This is a genomic window from Streptomyces caniscabiei, assembly GCF_014930365.1.
GTDB classification, from domain to species: domain Bacteria; phylum Actinomycetota; class Actinomycetes; order Streptomycetales; family Streptomycetaceae; genus Streptomyces; species Streptomyces caniscabiei.
In genome coordinates this window covers 593,061-610,219 of the sequence record NZ_JABXWI010000002.1, presented here as the reverse complement: position 1 = coordinate 610,219, position 17,159 = coordinate 593,061, and the positions used below count along the sequence as shown (strand labels likewise).

Here is a 17,159-nt window from a genome sequence, read left to right as displayed (position 1 = left end):
CCCCCGTTGTGGTTCGGACCCGGGCCGTCGCGTGACACCCCGGGTCGTCGTGTCACGGCGTCATGGTGAACCGCCGTCGTACGTACCGGAGTTGCCGGTCGTGGGCACCGTCCGCCACGGCGCGAAGGCGCTCGCGTCGCGGGGCAGGAGAGGTGCCAGCTCCGGGCAGTGGCGCTGGAGCACCGTGTTCATGCCGCTCTTCTCGACCCAGTCGATGCCGAGCGGTGTGTAGACCTCCGGCCGGTAGTCGACCGTCAGGAACCGGTCGCTCTGCAGCCGCCGGCTGGCCATCAGGATGAAGATCCGGAAGGCGGTGTCGCTGAAGCCGAAGCCCTCCGGCGGGTTCTCCGCGAACAGCCCGACCACGGTGTCGACCTCGTCGACGTCCCGGTAGACGTCCTTGAGCCGGGCCAGCGTCTCGGGGTTCTCGGTCAGCTCCTCGAAGGAACGGATCCGCCCCCGGTGCAGCCCGGACCGGAAGTCGTTGTAGCGCGGCACGCCCCGCCTGCGCGTGCGGACCAGGTCGACGACCGACAGGTCGATGATCTCCCCGTCCCGCTCGAAACGCTGGAGCGAGCGCGGGAAGTTGTGCAGGGTGATCGCACCGGGGTGGGCGATGCCGAACGAGTACAGCGCGTTCGCGAGGCCCGTCTTGCGGATCTGCGCCTCGGCCGCCCCGCCCTGGATGTCGAGGAAGCCCACCGTCTCCAGCCGCCGCCCGAACTGGTGCTCCCGCAGCTCGAAGTCGTCCGGGATCAGCGGATGCATGCGGTAGACGGTGGTGAAGTCCTCCGTCAGCGAGTACGGCGCCGCGTGGTGGTCCGGCAGCGTCTTCGGGATGCCCGTGAGCGAATGCGACTCGAACAGCCACAGGCCCAGCTGGTTGAGCCAGTTCCTCGGCGGGCCCGACCAGTTGGTGCGCAGCGCGATGTCGATCGCCTCGGTGGCCAGGATCGCCGGCGTCCACTCCACGGTGTGGATCTTCGCGATCAGCGCGGAGACGACGAGCCGCGCCGTCTGGTAGACCTTCTCCTCGCTCATCGAGGGGTACTCGGCCCGCAGCGCGTCGCAGACCGCGTTGTGCTCCCGCGCGAACAGGGTGTGCATCGCGCTGAGCCCCATCCACCAGCTCTCGTTGAAGCCGGTGAGCGGGATGCCGTTCGTCCCGCCCGGCAGATGGCCGTCCTCCAGACGGAGTTTCGCGCCCCCGTCCGGCTCGCGCAGGAACCGCGCGGTCCGCTCGTTCTCGCCGTACACCTCGGAGCCGTCCCACCAGTGCGAGGCGGAGTTGGCGAACAGGGTCGGCGGGCGGCCGGGCACCTCCAGGCCCTCGTTCTCGGCGAACCGCATCACCCGCTCGGTCGGCCCGCCCGGCACGTTCTGCCAGTTCCCGTCGAAGCCGGGCGGCAGCGGTACCTCCACACTGCGGTCACCCGTCTTGTACCGCCGGTGGTTCACCCAGTCGTGCACCTGGAACTGGATCCACGCCGCCGCCAGCACATTGAGCGAGGTCGCCGGCACGAAGCTCTCCCGGTACAGCAGTTGCCTGCTGACCGTCACCGGGTTCGGTGTGTCGAAGGTGTCCGGCCGGTAGTCCGGCGTCAGATTCCGCCCGAAGGCGGCCCCCACCGCGCCCATCGCCGGCTCCGACAGGTCGTTGTACGTCCCGTCGTACGACCGCTCCGTGCGCAGCCTCTCCGGGACCGGCTCCGGCACGGGCTGCGCCGCCGGCGGAGCCTCGCGCACCTCGGAGTCGATCAGGTTCCGCCGGCGCAGCACCTTCCTCAGGAACACCAGGTTCAGCAGGCTCAGGGACAACGGCAGGCGGTGCCACGGCACGGCACGGTTCAGCAGGCCCAGGGCGGGGCCCACGACACGGCCGAGCAGCTTGTTGCGCAGGGGTTCCTCGGTGACGAAGCGCTGCCCGAGACGGTGTGCGCCACTGGCCCGGTACGCGGCCTTCCGGGCCCGGTTGATATGGCCCAATGGCCGGAAATCATCGGTCGTGTACCAGGGATTGAAGGTCAGGTCCTCGATCCGCCGCGCCGCCGCCCGTGCCTCGGCTCCGTCCAGCTCCTGCGCGGGGATCGTGAGCCGGGCGATCGGCACCGCCGGCGCCACCGCGTCCTTCCACTCCACCGCCGCGTCCTCGATCGGGGTGCGCCGCTCGTCCACGAACCGCTGCACGCACAGGTCGAACGCCACGTCCGCCTGCCCGAGCCGCCGCGCCAGCTCCCGGTGCAGGAAGTCAGGGTCCCGGCGATCGGGCGCGGCCGCCGCCGGTGTGCCGGGCGCGGGCCGCAACAGATACCGCACCGGCCCTGCCTCGCCCCACAGAATGGCGCCCCGGCTCCAATACGTCTCCGTGGCGAGGGAGTCGACCGTCCTACGGGTCGCCGCCGTCACATTGCGCCGCATCCGCGCGGCCGTCCCGAGCCCCACGGCCAGCGGAAGCTTCACGAACAGCCCGAGGGCCTTTCGCAGCGGAGTACGGGCCCCCGCCATGGCCTTGGCGAACGCCACGAACTCCCGGGCGTCGCTCGCGTGCGACACCGGGAAACTGGTCGCCAGCAGGTCATGGCTCACGCCCTCCGCCACCCGCACCCGCACCGCCGCGCCCCGCAGGTCCGGCGAACCGTCGCCCTGCCGGATCCCGCTCGCGTTGGAGAGTCGGACGACGGCCGGATAGTCGGCACCGGGTTGCGCGAAACCGGTCCGCAACGCCACCGGCAGATCGTCGTGGAAGCGCAGCCGCGCGTTCTCCACCCCCAGCGGTGCCTTCGCGTGGAACGCCCGCGAGACGTCTCCGCCCCCGGCCCGCCGGTTCTTGACCTGGACCTGCATCAACTCCCGGGCCAACCGCTCGAACACGAGCCGTTCGGCCTCGGGGCTGCCCCCGTCGTAGCGCTCGTACCGCTGATCGTGCTGCCCGGTCTCGGCCATCGGCGTCTCCTTCGTGCGGACGCGTACGGATGCGTACGGAGGCGTATGGATGCGTGGGAAGACGTAGGCAATGCGAGCGCAGTGCATACGGACAGAGGCCGCACGCTACCGGCGGCGGGGTTCCGGCCACAGCGACAGTTCACGCCATGTACACATCTGACAATAATGCGGGTGAACATCGCATTCCGCCCGGCGAAGGGGAGCGAACGACCCGAGGAAGCCCCCGCAGCGGCGGCTAGCGTGATCCCCATGACGAACGACGGGGCGAAGCCGGATGCACGGGACGACGGCGACGTGCTTCCCGGCGGCACGGTGAACGCGGGCGCGGTCGTCCGGCGGGGCTCCCTCGTCGACCGCCCGGCGCCGCCCACCGCGCCCGCCCTCCACGCGCATCTGCGCGCACTGCGCCGACGCGGCTTCACGGGGGCGCCGCTGCCCGTCGGCCGCACACCGGACGGCCGCGAGCAGCTGACCTTCGTCCCGGGCGACGTGGCGCTGCCGCCGTTCCCGGCCTGGGCACTGACGGAGCCGGCCCTGACGTCGGTGGGGCGGCTCCTGCGCGGTCTGCACGCGGCGAGCGCGGACATCCCGGTCGACACGTGTGCCGCGTGGCCCCGGGAGCTGTCCGACCCCGAGGGCGGGCCGATCCTCTGCCACAACGACGTCTGCCCCGACAACGTCGTCTTCCGCGACGGCCGTGCCACCGCCCTGATCGACTTCGACCTGGCCGCACCGGGCCGACCTGTCTGGGACGTGGCCATGGCGGCCCGCTACTGGGTGCCCCTGCTCGACCCCGAATCGGCGGCCGCCCTCTACCCGGGCGGCCCCCTGGACGCGCCCCGGCGCCTGCGCGTCCTCGCCGACGGCTACGGCCTGTCCTCGGCCGACCGCGCCCTCCTGCCCGGCGTCGTCCAGCAGGCCACGGAGGCCTGCCGGGCCTTCGTGGCCGTACGCGTGGCCGGCGGTGACCCCGTCTACCGCCGGGTCCTCGCGGATCGCGGCGGCTGGGCCCGCTGGGACCGCGTCCGGACCTGGCTGAGGACCCACGAGGAGGCCTTCACCACCGCCCTGCTGGCTTGAGCGGGCCGCGCCCCCGAAGGGGCGCGCCCGCTCCTGCTACGGCTTCGCCTCGACCGCGTGCCCGCCGAACTGGTTGCGCAGCGCGGCGATCATCTTCATCTGGGGGGAGTCGTCCTGGCGCGAGGCGAACCGGGTGAACAGCGACGCGGTGATCGCCGGCAGCGGCACCGCGTGGTCGATGGCCGCCTCGACGGTCCACCGCCCCTCACCGGAGTCCTCGGCGTAGCCGCGCAGCTTCTGCAGGTGCTCGTCCTCGTCGAGCGCGTTGACGGCGAGGTCCAGCAGCCACGAGCGGATCACGGTCCCCTCCTGCCAGGAGCGGAACACCTCCCGCACGCTCGTCACCGAGTCGACCTTCTCCAGCAGCTCCCAACCCTCGGCGTACGCCTGCATCATGGCGTACTCGATACCGTTGTGGACCATCTTGGAGAAGTGCCCGGCGCCGACCTTGCCGGCGTGGACATAGCCGTACGGTCCCTCCGGCTTGAGCGCCTCGAAGATCGGCTGGAGCCGTTCGACGTGCTCCTCGTCGCCGCCGACCATCAGGGCGTAACCGTTCTGCAGACCCCACACGCCCCCGGAGACACCCGCGTCGACGAAGCCGATGCCCTTGGCGCCCAGCTCGGCGGCGTGCTTCTCGTCGTCCGTCCAACGGGAGTTGCCGCCGTCGACGACGGTGTCGCCCGGCGACAGCAGCTCCGCCAGCTCGTCGACGACGGACTGGGTGGCGCCGCCCGCCGGGACCATCACCCACACCACCCGCGGCCCGTCGAGGCGCTCGACCAGTTCGGCCAGGCTGCCCACGTCGGAGACCTCGGGGTCGCGGTCGTAGCCGATGACGGTGTGGCCGGCGCGGCGGATGCGCTCGCGCATGTTGCCGCCCATCTTGCCGAGGCCGATGAGACCCAGCTGCATCGTTGCCATGTCAGTTCACCTGTTCCATGAGGGAGTCGAGCGAAGGCGTGTCAGTCGTCGGCGGCGGGCTGCCCGTCGCCCCCGCCGCGCAGGGCGACGGCGTACATCTCGTCGGCGTCGAGGCGGCGCAGCTCCTCGGCGATCAGCTCGGACGTGGCGCGCACCTTCAGGGCGAGGGTGCGGGAGGGCTGCCCGGGCAGGGTGAGCGTGGCGAGCGGACCCTCGGGGCGGTCGATGACGACCTCGCCCCTGGCGGTGCCGAGGCGCACGCCCGTCACCACCGGCCCGGCGGTCAGGACCCGCTCGACGGACACGCCGAGCCGGGCCTCCAGCCAGCGGGCCAGCAGTTCGGCGCTGGGGTTGTCGGCCTCGCTCTCGACGGCGGCCGAGGTGATCCTCTCCTTGGCCTGGTCGAGGGCGGCCGCCAGCATGGAACGCCACGGCGTCAGCCGGGTCCAGGCGAGATCGGTGTCGCCGGGGGTGTAGGAGGCGCGGCGCTGCTCCAGCGCGGCGAGCGGCGACTCCACGGCGTACATGTCGGTGATCCGGCGCTGGGCGAGCGCGCCCAGCGGGTCCTTGGCCGGGTTCTCCGGCGCGTTCACCGGCCACCACACCACCACCGGCGCGTCCGGCAGCAGCAGCGGCAGCACCACGGAGTCGGCGTGGTCGGACACCTCGCCGTACGTCCGCAGCACGACCGTCTCGCCGGTGCCCGCGTCGGCGCCGACCCGCACCTCGGCGTCCAGGTGCGACTTCGTGCGGTCCTTCGGGGTGCGGGCGTGCCGCTTGATGACGACCAGGGTGCGCGAGGGGTGCTCGTGCGAGGCCTCCTCGGCCGCCTTGATCGAGTCGTAGGCGTTCTCCTCGTCCGTCACGATCACCATCGTGAGGACCATGCCCACGGCGGGCGTGCCGATGGCCCGGCGGCCCTGCACCAACGCCTTGTTGATCTTGCTTGCCGTGGTGTCAGTCAGGTCGATCTTCATGGCCTGCGCCAGCTCCGTCCGTCTTGTGCGAGCATCTCGTCCGCTTCCGCGGGCCCCCAACCACCCGAGGCGTACTGCGCGGGCCTGCCGTTCCCCGCCCAGTACTCCTCGATCGGATCGAGGATCTTCCAGGACTCCTCCACCTCCTGGTGGCGGGGGAAGAGGTTGGCGTCGCCGAGCAGCACATCAAGGATCAGCCGTTCGTACGCCTCCGGGCTGGACTCCGTGAACGACTCGCCGTACGCGAAGTCCATCGTGACGTCCCGGATCTCCATCGAGGTACCCGGCACCTTCGAACCGAAGCGCACGGTCATCCCCTCGTCCGGCTGCACCCGGACGACGATCGCGTTCTGCCCCAGCTCCTCGGTGGCCGTGGAGTCGAACGGGGAGTGCGGGGCGCGCTGGAAGACGACCGCGATCTCGGTGACCCGGCGGCCGAGCCGCTTGCCGGTGCGCAGATAGAACGGGACGCCCGCCCAACGGCGGTTGTCGATGCCCAACTTGACCGCCGCGTAGGTGTCCGTGGTGGAGGACCGGTCGATGCCCTCCTCCTCCAGATAGCCGAGCACCTGCTCACCGCCCTGCCAGCCGCCCGCGTACTGGCCGCGCACGGTGTGCCGGCCCAGGTCCTCCGGCAGCCGCACCGCCTTCAGCGCCTTCAGCTTCTCGGTCAGCAGCGACTCGGCGTCGAAGGCCGCCGGTTCCTCCATGGCGGTCAGGGCCAGCAGCTGGAGCAGGTGGTTCTGGATGACGTCCCGGGCCGAGCCGATGCCGTCGTAGTAGCCCGCCCGGCCGCCGATGCCGATGTCCTCGGCCATGGTGATCTGTACGTGGTCGACGTAACTCCGGTTCCAGATGGGCTCGTACATCTGGTTGGCGAAGCGGAGCGCCAGGATGTTCTGGACGGTCTCCTTGCCGAGGTAGTGGTCGATGCGGAAGACCTGCTCGGGGTCGAACACCTCGTGCAGGACCGCGTTCAGCTCGCGGGCGCTCGCCAGGTCGTGGCCGAACGGCTTCTCGATGACCGCGCGCCGCCAGGAGCCCTCGGGCGGACTGGCCAGACCGTGCTTCTTGAGCTGCTTGACGACCTTCGGGAACATGCTCGGCGGCACGGAGAGGTAGAACGCGAAGTTGCCGCCGGTGCCCCGGGAGACGTCCAGCTCCTCGACGGCCTCGCGGAGCCGCTTGAACGCCTCGTCGTCACCGAAGTCGCCCGGGATGAAGCGCATCCCCTCGGCGAGCTGCTGCCAGACCTCCTCGCGGAACTCGGTGCGGGCGTGCTCGCGGACCGCGTCGTGCACGATCTGCGCGAAGTCCTCGTCCTCCCAGTCCCGGCGGGCGAACCCCACCAGCGAGAAGCCCGGCGGCAGCAGACCCCGGTTGGCCAGGTCGTACACGGCCGGCATCAGCTTCTTGCGGGACAGGTCACCGGTCACCCCGAAGATGACGAGCCCGGACGGGCCCGCGATCTTCGGGAGCCGGCGATCGCCCGCGTCCCGGAGCGGGTTGAGCCACTCGGCGGTCATTCCGCATCAACTCCCTCGCTGTTCAAGGCCTTGCTCACCGCGGTGCCGGGGCGGCCGTCGACGGTCGCCCGGAGCGCTTCCGTGGTCACAGTGATCATCTTCCTTCCATGGCGCGCGTCAGCCGCGGACGGCGTCGGGCCGCGTCGTGCCGTCGAGCGCGTCCCGCGCCGCGGCGACGACGTTCTCGGCGGTGAAGCCGTACTCGGCGAACAGGGTCTTCGCGTCGGCGGAGGCGCCGAAGTGTTCGAGGGAGACGATGCGGCCGTGGTCACCGACGTACCGGTACCAGGTCAGGCCGATCCCCGCCTCGACCGCCACGCGGGCCCGCACGGACGGCGGCAGCACGCTCTCGCGGTATTCGCGCGGCTGTTCCTCGAACCACTCCACCGACGGCATCGACACCACCCGGGTGCCGACCCCCTCGGCCTCCAGCCGCTCGCGCGCGGCGACGGCCAGCCGCACCTCGGAGCCGGTGGCTATCAGGATCACCTCCGGGGTCGCGGTCGAGGACTCCGCCCGGACGTAACCGCCCTTCGCCGCACGGGAGTCGGGCGCGTACGTCGGCACGCCCTGGCGGGTGAGCGCCAGCCCGTGCGGGGCCGGGTTCGTGGTGTGCCGCTTCAGGATCTCGGCCCAGGCGATCGCCGTCTCGTTGGCGTCGGCCGGGCGGACGATGTTCAGCCCCGGGATCGCCCGCAGGGAGGCCAGGTGTTCGACCGGCTGATGGGTGGGGCCGTCCTCGCCGAGACCGATGGAGTCGTGCGTCCAGACGTACGTCACCGGCAGCTGCATCAGCGCGGACAGGCGCACGGCGTTGCGCATGTAGTCCGAGAAGACCAGGAAGGTGCCGCCGTAGATGCGGGTGTTGCCGTGCAGCGCGATGCCGTTCATCTCGGCGGCCATGGAGTGCTCGCGGATGCCGAAGTGGATCGTGCGGCCGTACGGGTCCGCCTCCGGGAGCGGGTTGTCCGCCGGGAGGAAGGACGACGTCTTGTCGATGGTGGTGTTGTTCGACCCGGCGAGGTCGGCGGAGCCGCCCCACAGCTCGGGGATCACCGCGCCCAGCGCCTGGAGCACCTTGCCGGATGCCGCACGCGTCGCCACGGAGGTGCCCTCCTCGAAGACGGGCAGTGCCCGCTCCCAGCCCTCGGGCAGCCGGCCCGCGACGACCCGGTCGAAGAGCCGGGCCCGTTCGGGGGAGGCGGCGCGCCACTCGGCGATCCGCTTGTCCCAGGCGGCGTGCGCCTCGGCGCCCCGGTCGAGGGCGCGGCGGGTGTGGGCGAGCACGTCGTCGGCGACGTCGAAGGTCTTGTCCGCGTCGAAGCCGAGGACCCGCTTGGTGGCGGCGACCTCGTCCGCACCGAGCGCGGAGCCGTGCGAGGCCTCGGTGTTCTGCGCGTTGGGGGCCGGCCAGGCGATGATCGTGCGCATCGCGATGATCGAGGGACGCGAGGTCTCCTCCCGCGCGGCCGTCAGCGCGTCGTACAGGGCGTGCACGTCGACGTTGCCGTTGAAGGCCGGCTCGATCCGCTGCACGTGCCAGCCGTACGCCTCGTACCGCTTCAGCACGTCCTCGGAGAACGCGGTGGCCGTGTCGCCCTCGATGGAGATGTGGTTGTCGTCGTACAGGAAGACGAGATTGCCCAGCCGCTGATGGCCCGCCAGGGAGGACGCCTCGGCGGAGATGCCTTCCTCCAGGTCGCCGTCGGAGACGATCGCCCACACGGTGTGGTCGAACGGGGAGGTGCCCTCGGGAGCGTCCGGGTCGAACAGACCGCGCTCGTAGCGGGCGGCCATCGCCATGCCGACGGCGTTGGCGACGCCCTGGCCGAGCGGACCCGTGGTGGTCTCGACACCGGCGGTGTGCCCGTACTCCGGATGACCCGGCGTCTTCGAACCGTGCGTCCGGAACGCCTTCAGATCGTCCAGCTCCAGCTCGTACCCGGCCAGGTACAGCTGGGTGTAGAGGGTCAGCGAGGTGTGGCCGGGGGAGAGGACGAAGCGGTCACGGCCGGTCCACTCGGGGTCCGCCGGATCGTGACGCATCACCTTCTGAAAGAGCGTGTACGCGGCGGGCGCGAGGCTCATCGCCGTACCCGGATGCCCGTTGCCGACCTTCTGCACGGCGTCGGCGGCCAGCAGACGGGCGGTGTCGACGGCGCGTCGGTCGAGTTCTGTCCAGTTCATCTTCAAGAAGTCCTCGATGAGACGGCGGAAAGCTTCTGGCGTCTTCAAAAGTAAAAGTCTGACTTTTGTGGGGCGAGGTGGCGGTGTGCCAGCCTTCGGTGAAACTGGGACACCGACGACGCGACGGCGAGGACATGACGGACAGAGACTTCCCCGACGGCGGCCGGATCAAGACCTTCCCGTTCCCCGCCGACCGCGGCCTCTCCGGCGTCGGCATGCGGATCGGCCCGATGGACGGCCGGGGCCCCTGGCACGCGGACATACCCCTGGAAGGGGTGCACCGCATCGACTTCCATGTGGTGATGCTGTTCGAGGCCGGCCCGGTGCACCACATGATCGACTTCACCGAGCACGAGGCGGTCGCGGGCGAACTGCTGTGGATCCGGCCGGGGCAGGTGCATCGCTTCTCACGCCCCACCGAGTACCGCGGGACCGTCCTCACCATGCAACCGGGCTTCCTGCCCCGCGCCACCGTCGAGGCGACCGGCCTCTACCGCTACGACCTGCCGCCGCTGCTCCGCCCCGACGAGGCCCAACTCGCGGGTCTGCGCGCCTCGTCGGCCCAGCTGGAACGCGAGTACGTCGACACCGGCACCCTGCCGCCCGGCCTGCACACCGCCGTCCTGCGGCACTCCCTGACGGCCTTCCTCCTGCGCCTCGCCCATCTCGCCGCCGGCTCGACGGCAGAGGAGGAGCACCGGCCCGACGACACCACCTTCACCCGCTTCCGGGACGCCGTCGAGCGGGACTTCGCCGTCAACCACAGCGTCAGCGCCTACGCCGACGCCCTCGGCTACTCCCGCCGGACCCTCGTCCGCGCGGTCCGCGCGGCGACCGGCGAGACCCCGAAGGGCTTTATCGACAAGCGGGTCGTCCTGGAGGCGAAGCGGCTGCTGGCCCACACGGATCTGCCGATCGGCCGCGTGGGCGTCGCCGTCGGCTTCCCCGACGCGGCGAACTTCTCCAAGTTCTTCCAACTGCACGCCGGCGCCACACCGGTGGCGTTCCGGGCGGAGCTGCGATGACACGCGACGAGGGGCGGACTCCACCGCCGTGGAGTCCGCCCCTCGCACAACCCGGCTGTCAGCGGCCGAAGTTGAACCAGTTCACGTTCACGAAGTCCTGCGCCTGACCGCTGGTGAAGGTCAGATAGACGTCATGGGTGCCGGTCACCCGGCTGATGTTCGCGGGCACCGTCCGCCACGACTGCCAGCCACCGGTGTCGGCGATCGAGAAACTGCCGACCGGCCCGTTCGAACGGCTGTCGAGCCTGACCTCGACCAGGCCGCTCACCCCCGCGTCGGCGCCGGACGCCACCCGGGCGACGAACTGCGTCGCGGCCGTGGAGCCGAAGTTCACGTTCTGGAAGAGCGCCCAGTCGCCGTTGGCCAGGGCGCCGATGTTCTGGCCGCCACCGGTGTCGGTCGTGGACTCGGTGAGGGTGCCGCTCTGGCCGTTGTACGACTCGGCCTGGATGGCGCTGTACGCGTCCCGGGTGCCCGTCGGCGGCGGGGTGGTGGTGCCCCCGGCGGCCGACAGCACCTGCACGTAGTCGACGACCATCGGCACACCGGAGCGTGTGTCACCGTCGAGCCCGCCGCCGAACGCGTCGGGGAAGGCGCCGCCCATCGCCACGTTCAGGATGACGAAGAACCCGTGGTTGGTGGCGTTGGTCCAGGTGGTCGCGTCGACCTGGCTGGCGTTGACCGAGTGGAACTGGGTGCCGTCGACCGAGAACCGGATCGTCTCCGGCGTCACCGAGCGGTCCCACTCCATGGTGTACGTGTGGAACCCGGACTGGCAGGTCGTGCCCGGGCACGCCGTGGAGTTGCCGATGCCGGTCGTCTCGTTGCACGGGCCGCCGGGGTTGGTGCCGCAGTGCATGGTGGCCCAGACCTGGTTGCGGCCCTGCACGTTCTCCATGATGTCCAGCTCGCCGACGCTCGGCCAGTTCTGGTAGTTGCCCCGGTAGGGCGCGCCCAGCATCCAGAACGCCGGCCAGTAGCCCTCGGCGGCCGTGCCGGTGACGTTCGGCATCTGGAGCCTGGACTCGACCCGCAGCTTGCCGCCCGCCGGGGGCTGGAAGTCGGTGCGGTTGGTCTCGATCCGGCCCGAGGTCCAGCGGCCGGCCGCGTCCCGGATCGGGGTGATGCGCAGATTGCCGTTGCCGTCGAGAGAGACGTTGGAGGTGCTGTTCGTCATCGTCTCGACCTCGCCGGTACCCCAGTTGGCGGGCCCGCCGGGGTACGAAGTCCCGGTCGCGTACTGCCAGTTGGAGGTGCTGACGCCGGTGCCGGCGGCGCCGTTGAAGTCGTCGACGAAGACCTGCGTCCAGCCGGCGGGCGGGGTGGGGGCGGCGCCCTGCGCGGTCGTCGCCCAGGCCGTGGCCAGCGCCAGCGCGGTGGCCACGGCGAGGAACGCGCGCCGGAGCGGGCGGCGACGGCCCAGGGGTGTTCCGGTGTCGAGTGTGCCGGGTGTGTCGGGTGTGCCGGGTGTTTCACTCATGGCGGCCTCTTCGGTGTACGGAGTGAAAAGCGCGGGTGGGGGGAGCGCTCCGTGGAGTCCCGTCCTGAGAGCGCTCTCAAGAAGAGCGTGCGGTCAATGTGCGCTCCGGCGCTGCGGGCGTCAAGAGTTAAAGCGGAGAAAGTCCTTGCGGGAGAGCCGAGTTCACGATGTGAAGACGGGTCGGTGCGGGCGGTGACCGCACCCGCTCTACGACATGACGGTGCGTCAGTCGCCGAAGGTCGACACGGTCGACCCGCTCTCCATCGGCTCGTCCGGGTTCACCGAGAACGCCATGTTCCCGGCCGTCGCCACGATCGCGTCGTCCACGAGCAGCACCCGGGGCGGGGTCTCGGTCGCGATGTCCCCGGGGTCGTCGAGCGCGTCCGTGCGCCAGACCTCGGCGCCCGTCCGGCTGTCCAGGGCCAGCAGCCGGCCGAACCGGTTGGCGAAGTAGATCTCGTCACGGGCCGCCGACACCACCGGCGCGGACAGGTTCTCCATGTCGGTGGTCCGCTCCCAGAGCACCGTGCCGCTCGCCGCCGACACGGCGGTGACCGACCCGCTGGTCCGCACGAAGTACACGACCCCGTCCACGAGCGTCGCCGCGCCGCGCAGCGCGCGCTTCAGCGGGATCCGGGTGACCTTCCCGGTGTCCGGGTCCACCCGCAGGAACGCGTCGTACGGCCGCTCGTACCCCGCCTGGTAGACCTCCTCGGTGGACTCCGCCTTCAGGAACAGGGGCCGTCCGTCGACGACGCCCAGCGCGAGGGACTTCTCCGGCAGGGGGCTGCGGGCCCGCGGGGTGCCGTCGTCCGGATCGAGGCGTACCAGGGTGAACGGGCGGGTGTCGAGGAAGTCGTCACCCTCCCAGCACAGTTCGTAGGGGTCGTCGCCGAGCACCGAGGGGACGCAGTTGATCCCGGCGGGCTCGGACGTCCGCCACAGCTCCTTGCCCGCCGTGTCGTAGGCGATCACGTCGTAGTGGTCGGGCGCGAGGGTGAGCACGCCGCCGTCGAAGAGGGGCGCCGCCTCGCTCGCGCTGATGGGCCGGGACCACCGCTGCTTCCCGGTGCGGGCGTCCAGGGCCACCAGGCGCCGCTGTGTGCTGTCGGGTTCCGTGTAGACGAGGACGAGGCCGTCCCGTACGCCGATGGGCCGGGCGGTCTGCGGGAGTTGGCCGTACCGCCAGCCCGTGGCGCCGGTGGCGGCGTCCACCTTCCCGACGAGGAAGCCCGTACCGCCGCAGTACAGGTCCGTGCCGTCCGTCCGGCAGCCCGTGTCGTCGTAGTTGACCGGGATGTAGTCGGCGGGGAGGCCGCTGTCGGCCCGCAGCCGTGTCTGCCACGGCCGCCAGCCCTTGGGGAGCGACGCGGAACGGCGGTCCACGGCGGCGCCGGTGCCGGACGCCGTCGTGCCGTCCTCGGCGCCGGTGGGCAGGAGCAGCGCGGCGCTCAGAGCGGAGACGGTCAGGGCGGCGCCGAGCCCGACGAGCAGCAGCCGCCGTCCGACGCGGAGCCTGGGGCGGCGTTCCCGTGCCGGTCGGCCGTCCGCCGGTCGGCCCGGCGGTCCGCCGTCCACCGAGCGGACGTCCGGCAGACGGTCGTTCTCGGTCGTGTCGTCCGCCCGCCCGGCGTCCGTACGGTCCGGATCCGGTCGGTCCGGGTCCCGTCGGTCCGGATCCGGGCGGCCCGGATACGGTCGCTCAGCGTCCGCCTGCCCGGTGTTCGCCCGGTCGGTCTCGGCCCGTGCGGCGGTGGCGGTGCGGACGGCGCCGGTTCCCGTGGTCCCCGTTCGCCCGGAGTCGGTTCGTCCGGAGTCCGTCGGTCGGTCGAGTGGTCCTGGCGCCGGCCCCGGGGCCGTTCCCGTTCCGGCCTCCGCCTCCGTCCCCGCCCCCGTCCCCGCCCCCGTTCCAGGCGTCGGTGCGGTGCCCCGGGGGCCGTTCGTGGGTGAAGTCGCCGATCTCAGGAACAGGCCGTGCAGTTCGGTGAGGTCCGGGCGGGTCGTCGGGTTCTTGTCCAGGCAGCGTTCGGTGACGGTCCGCAGCGGTTCGGGCACCGCGTCCAGCTTCGGGGCCTCGAACATGACCTGATAGCCCGCCAGATAGGGGCTCTCGGCCTTGAACGGGCTGTGCCCGCTGGCCGCGTACACCAGCAGCGAGCCCAGCGAGAACACGTCCGACGCGGCGGTGACGTCCCTCGGCGAGCGCAGTTGCTCCGGTGACATGAACGGCGGCGTGCCGATCACCCGTCCGGTCACGGTGAGCGGCAGGTTGTCGCCGGCGCGCGAGATGCCGAAGTCGATGACGCGCGGGCCGTCCTCGGCCATCAGCACGTTCGCCGGCTTCAGGTCCCGGTGCACGACCCCCGCCCGGTGGATGTCGCGCAGTGCCTCGACGAGCCCCAGCGCGAGGGCCCGGATCCGCTCGCCGTCCAGCGGCCCCTCCTCGCGCACCAGGTCGAAGAGCGTCGGACCCGGCACGTACTGCGTCGCCATCCAGGGCCTGGCCGCCTCCGGATCGGCGTCCACCACGGCGGCCGTGAACGCCCCGCTCACCCGGCGCACCGCCGCGATCTCCTGACGGAACCGGGAGCGGAACTCCTCGTCGTCGCGGTACTGCGCGTGCACCAGCTTGATCGCGACCAGTCGCCCCGACGCGGACCGCGCGCGGTAGACGACCCCCATGCCACCCGAGCCGAGCCGGTCCTCCAGGACGTATCCGCCTATGACGGTGGGATCGTCGTCCCTCAGCGGCATTTCCCACCACGCTCTTGTCCGTACGACAGCCCCGCACGGAGCAGCCTAGGCGATCGGCGCCCGCCCGCCCGACCAGGGGCACTCCGGGGGCCGTGCCGGACCGGTGAACCGGCCACGTCGGAGCGCGGTTTATTCGATGGCCCCGTGCCGCGCGGCCCGTTACCTTCCCCCTCATGGCGATGACTGAGGGCACGTGCACGGACCGGTTCTCCGCGGTGCGCGAGGCGTTGGCGGCCTCGTTGGACGACAAGGACGTGGGCGCCTCCGTCGCCGTGTACGTGGACGGCGAGCCCGAGGTCGACCTCTGGGGCGGGTACGCCGACGCCGAGCGCACCGTTCCGTGGGAGCGGGACACCCTCACCCATGTGTGGTCCACGACCAAGACGATGACGGCCCTGTGCGTGCTGATGCTCGCCGACCGGGGCGCCCTGGACCTGCACGCCCCCGTGGCGACGTACTGGCCGGAGTTCGCGGCGGCGGGCAAGGAGGACGTACGCGTGAGCCAGGTGCTCGCGCACACGGCCGGGCTGCCCCGCTTCGAGGCGCCCACCACGCTGGAGGACCTGTACGACTGGCCGACCGTCACCGAGCGGCTCGCCGCGCAGGCACCGGCCTGGAAGCCCGGCACCGAGGCGGGCTATCACGCGATGACCCAGGGTTATCTGCTCGGGGAGATCGTCCGCCGGGTCACCGGCCGCAGCCTGGGCACCTTCTTCGCCGAGGAGGTCAGCGGACCGCTGGGCGCCGACTTCCACATCGGGCTCCCCGCCGAGCACGACCACCGGGTGGCGCCGGTCATCATGCCGCCCCCCTCGCCGACCGAGGACGGCCCGCCGCCCAACCCGGCCATCCCGGACGGCGCCACCGACACCACCGCCTGGCGCCGGGCCGAGATCCCGGCCGCGAACGGACACGGCAACGCCCGCTCGGTCGCCGCCGTCCAGTCGCTGCTGTCCTGCGGCGGCGCGGCGCGCGGTGTGCGGCTGCTGTCGGAGGAGGGGTGCGCGCGGGTCTTCGAGGAGCAGTTCGACGGCGTCGACAGCGTTCTGCGCGTCCCGATGCGCTACGGCATGGGCTACGGCCTGAACGGCGGCCAACTGCCCAACCCCCGCACCTGCTTCTGGGGCGGCTGGGGCGGCTCGCTCGTCGTGGTCGACCTCGACGCCCGGATGACCGTGGCGTACATGATGAACAAGATGATCGACGGGGGCCTCGGCGACGAGCGGGGCTTCATGATCCTCGCGGCCGCCTACGAGGGCCTGTCGGCCTGAACTCCCCCCGATCCGCAACCGAATCAGCGGCATCACCCGCACCGGCCCCGGGAGGTCTCCGGGGGCGGTGCGCGGCGTGTCACGGACCTCTGGCAGGACCACCGGAGCGCCCGGATCCTCGTCAGGAGGCTGACGTCCCGCGGCCCGGGATCAGCGAGCCGCGGCGGGGTTCGTCCGGCTGCCAGCCCAGCGCGCGGGAGATACCGCGTGCCGCCACCCGTACGGCGGGCGTCAGCACCGGGACCTGGGCGCCGAGCTGGGGCACCACGACCGAGACGGCGGCGACCACGGCCCCGCCCGGCCCGCGCACGGGAGCGGCCACCGACAGCGCGTCCTCGGTGACCTGACGGCTGCTCACCGCCACGCCCGTGCGCCGTACTTCGGCGAGCGCCCGGCGCAGCCGGGGCGCGTCCGCGATGGTGTACGGCGTGAAGGAGGCGAGCGGCCCCCGGCAGTAGACGTCCTGGGAGGCGGCGTCGCTGTGGGCGAGGAGCGCCAGGCCCACGCCCGTGGCGTGCAGGGGCCAGCGTGCGCCGACCCGGATGTGGACGCCGACGGCCGAGCGTCCGGAGAGCCACTCGATGTAGACGACCTCGTCCCCGTCGCGGACCGCGAGCTGCACGTTCTCGTGCGTCGCCTCGTAGAGGTCCTCCAGGTACGGCAGCGCGATCTGGCGCAGCGCGAGCCCGCGCGGGGCGAGCGCCGCGAGTTCCCACAGCCGGAGCCCCACGTGGTAGATCCCGCCCGCGTCGCGTTCCAGCGCGCCCCACTCGGTGAGCGCGCCGACCAGCCGGTGGGCCGTGGTGAGGGTCAGCCCGGCCCGGCGGCTGATGTCGGTCAGCGAGAGCGCCGGGTGGTCGTGGTCGAAGGCGGCCAGCACGGCGAGCAGCCGGTCGGGAGCGGAGCGGGAGGCCCCCGGCGGTGTGCTCCCCGGCGCGGCCGGAGGGGGCACGGGCCCCGGTGTCGGGAGCGCGTCGGTGCTCATCGGCATG

At 71.9% G+C, this 17,159-nt stretch carries 11 protein-coding genes; 3 read left to right on the top strand and 8 right to left on the bottom strand.

Features of this window, described 5'->3' with window-relative positions; all coding sequences use genetic code 11:
* Positions 1 to 60: 60 nt before the first annotated feature.
* Complete coding sequence (locus HW837_RS07175) at positions 61 to 2,943, bottom strand: peroxidase family protein (protein ID WP_193379912.1); 2,883 nt, start codon at positions 2,941 to 2,943, stop codon at positions 61 to 63.
* A 249-nt stretch (positions 2,944 to 3,192) separates the two neighbouring features.
* Between HW837_RS07175 and HW837_RS07170 the strand changes: the two genes are divergently transcribed.
* The gene (locus tag HW837_RS07170) at positions 3,193 to 4,023 is read left to right on the top strand and encodes a phosphotransferase (protein ID WP_193379913.1); all 831 of its coding nucleotides are present in this window, start codon (positions 3,193 to 3,195) and stop codon (positions 4,021 to 4,023) included.
* Between the two features lie 36 nt (positions 4,024 to 4,059).
* Here the strand turns inward: HW837_RS07170 and gnd are convergent, their stop codons facing one another.
* The 4 genes from gnd to tkt form a co-directional block, all read right to left on the bottom strand.
* The gene (gene gnd / locus HW837_RS07165; RefSeq protein ID WP_045556716.1) at positions 4,060 to 4,938 is read right to left on the bottom strand and encodes a phosphogluconate dehydrogenase (NAD(+)-dependent, decarboxylating); all 879 of its coding nucleotides are present in this window, start codon (positions 4,936 to 4,938) and stop codon (positions 4,060 to 4,062) included.
* Positions 4,939 to 4,988: 50 nt separating this feature from the next.
* Positions 4,989 to 5,924: a glucose-6-phosphate dehydrogenase assembly protein OpcA gene (gene opcA / locus HW837_RS07160; protein ID WP_093788923.1), complete on the bottom strand. Its 936-nt coding sequence runs from the start codon at positions 5,922 to 5,924 to the stop codon at positions 4,989 to 4,991.
* Positions 5,921 to 7,450, bottom strand: a complete 1,530-nt coding sequence (zwf, locus tag HW837_RS07155; RefSeq protein WP_045556718.1) for a glucose-6-phosphate dehydrogenase — start codon at positions 7,448 to 7,450, stop codon at positions 5,921 to 5,923. The genes opcA and zwf overlap by 4 nt, the downstream gene beginning before the upstream one ends.
* Before the next feature lie 117 nt (positions 7,451 to 7,567).
* A complete protein-coding gene (gene tkt, locus HW837_RS07150; RefSeq protein WP_045556719.1) occupies positions 7,568 to 9,637 on the bottom strand; it encodes a transketolase in 2,070 nt (689 codons plus the stop codon).
* A gap of 134 nt (positions 9,638 to 9,771) precedes the next feature.
* On the opposite strand from tkt, the gene HW837_RS07145 reads away from it, so the two are divergent.
* Positions 9,772 to 10,662, top strand: coding sequence for a helix-turn-helix domain-containing protein (locus tag HW837_RS07145; protein ID WP_045556720.1), 891 nt, complete (start codon positions 9,772 to 9,774; stop codon positions 10,660 to 10,662).
* Between the two features lie 58 nt (positions 10,663 to 10,720).
* Here HW837_RS07145 and HW837_RS07140 read toward each other — a convergent pair whose 3' ends face one another.
* Both HW837_RS07140 and HW837_RS07135 read right to left on the bottom strand, forming a co-directional pair.
* Complete coding sequence (locus HW837_RS07140) at positions 10,721 to 12,142, bottom strand: glycoside hydrolase family 16 protein (protein ID WP_237270029.1); 1,422 nt, start codon at positions 12,140 to 12,142, stop codon at positions 10,721 to 10,723.
* Between the two features lie 225 nt (positions 12,143 to 12,367).
* Entirely contained in the window at positions 12,368 to 14,896 is a 2,529-nt protein-coding gene (locus tag HW837_RS07135; protein ID WP_193379914.1) for a serine/threonine-protein kinase, read from the bottom strand.
* Between the two features lie 173 nt (positions 14,897 to 15,069).
* On the opposite strand from HW837_RS07135, the gene HW837_RS07130 reads away from it, so the two are divergent.
* Positions 15,070 to 16,167: an EstA family serine hydrolase gene (locus HW837_RS07130; RefSeq protein WP_045556723.1), complete on the top strand. Its 1,098-nt coding sequence runs from the start codon at positions 15,070 to 15,072 to the stop codon at positions 16,165 to 16,167.
* Between the two features lie 121 nt (positions 16,168 to 16,288).
* Here the strand turns inward: HW837_RS07130 and HW837_RS07125 are convergent, their stop codons facing one another.
* Positions 16,289 to 17,158: an IclR family transcriptional regulator gene (locus HW837_RS07125; RefSeq protein ID WP_045556724.1), complete on the bottom strand. Its 870-nt coding sequence runs from the start codon at positions 17,156 to 17,158 to the stop codon at positions 16,289 to 16,291.
* Position 17,159 lies beyond the last annotated feature (1 nt).

Bases quoted from the DNA above. Each gene is read 5' to 3' on its own strand.
- HW837_RS07130 (WP_045556723.1), top strand. From the start codon at position 15,070: ATGGCGATGACTGAGGGCACGTGCACGGACCGGTTCTCCGCGGTGCGC.
- HW837_RS07175 (WP_193379912.1), bottom strand. From the start codon at position 2,943: ATGGCCGAGACCGGGCAGCACGATCAGCGGTACGAGCGCTACGACGGG.
- zwf (WP_045556718.1), bottom strand. From the start codon at position 7,450: ATGACCGCCGAGTGGCTCAACCCGCTCCGGGACGCGGGCGATCGCCGG.
- HW837_RS07135 (WP_193379914.1), bottom strand. From the start codon at position 14,896: ATGCCGCTGAGGGACGACGATCCCACCGTCATAGGCGGATACGTCCTG.
- opcA (WP_093788923.1), bottom strand. From the start codon at position 5,924: ATGAAGATCGACCTGACTGACACCACGGCAAGCAAGATCAACAAGGCG.
- HW837_RS07125 (WP_045556724.1), bottom strand. From the start codon at position 17,158: ATGCCGATGAGCACCGACGCGCTCCCGACACCGGGGCCCGTGCCCCCT.
- tkt (WP_045556719.1), bottom strand. From the start codon at position 9,637: ATGAACTGGACAGAACTCGACCGACGCGCCGTCGACACCGCCCGTCTG.
- gnd (WP_045556716.1), bottom strand. From the start codon at position 4,938: ATGCAGCTGGGTCTCATCGGCCTCGGCAAGATGGGCGGCAACATGCGC.
- HW837_RS07145 (WP_045556720.1), top strand. From the start codon at position 9,772: ATGACGGACAGAGACTTCCCCGACGGCGGCCGGATCAAGACCTTCCCG.
- HW837_RS07170 (WP_193379913.1), top strand. From the start codon at position 3,193: ATGACGAACGACGGGGCGAAGCCGGATGCACGGGACGACGGCGACGTG.
- HW837_RS07140 (WP_237270029.1), bottom strand. From the start codon at position 12,142: ATGAGTGAAACACCCGGCACACCCGACACACCCGGCACACTCGACACC.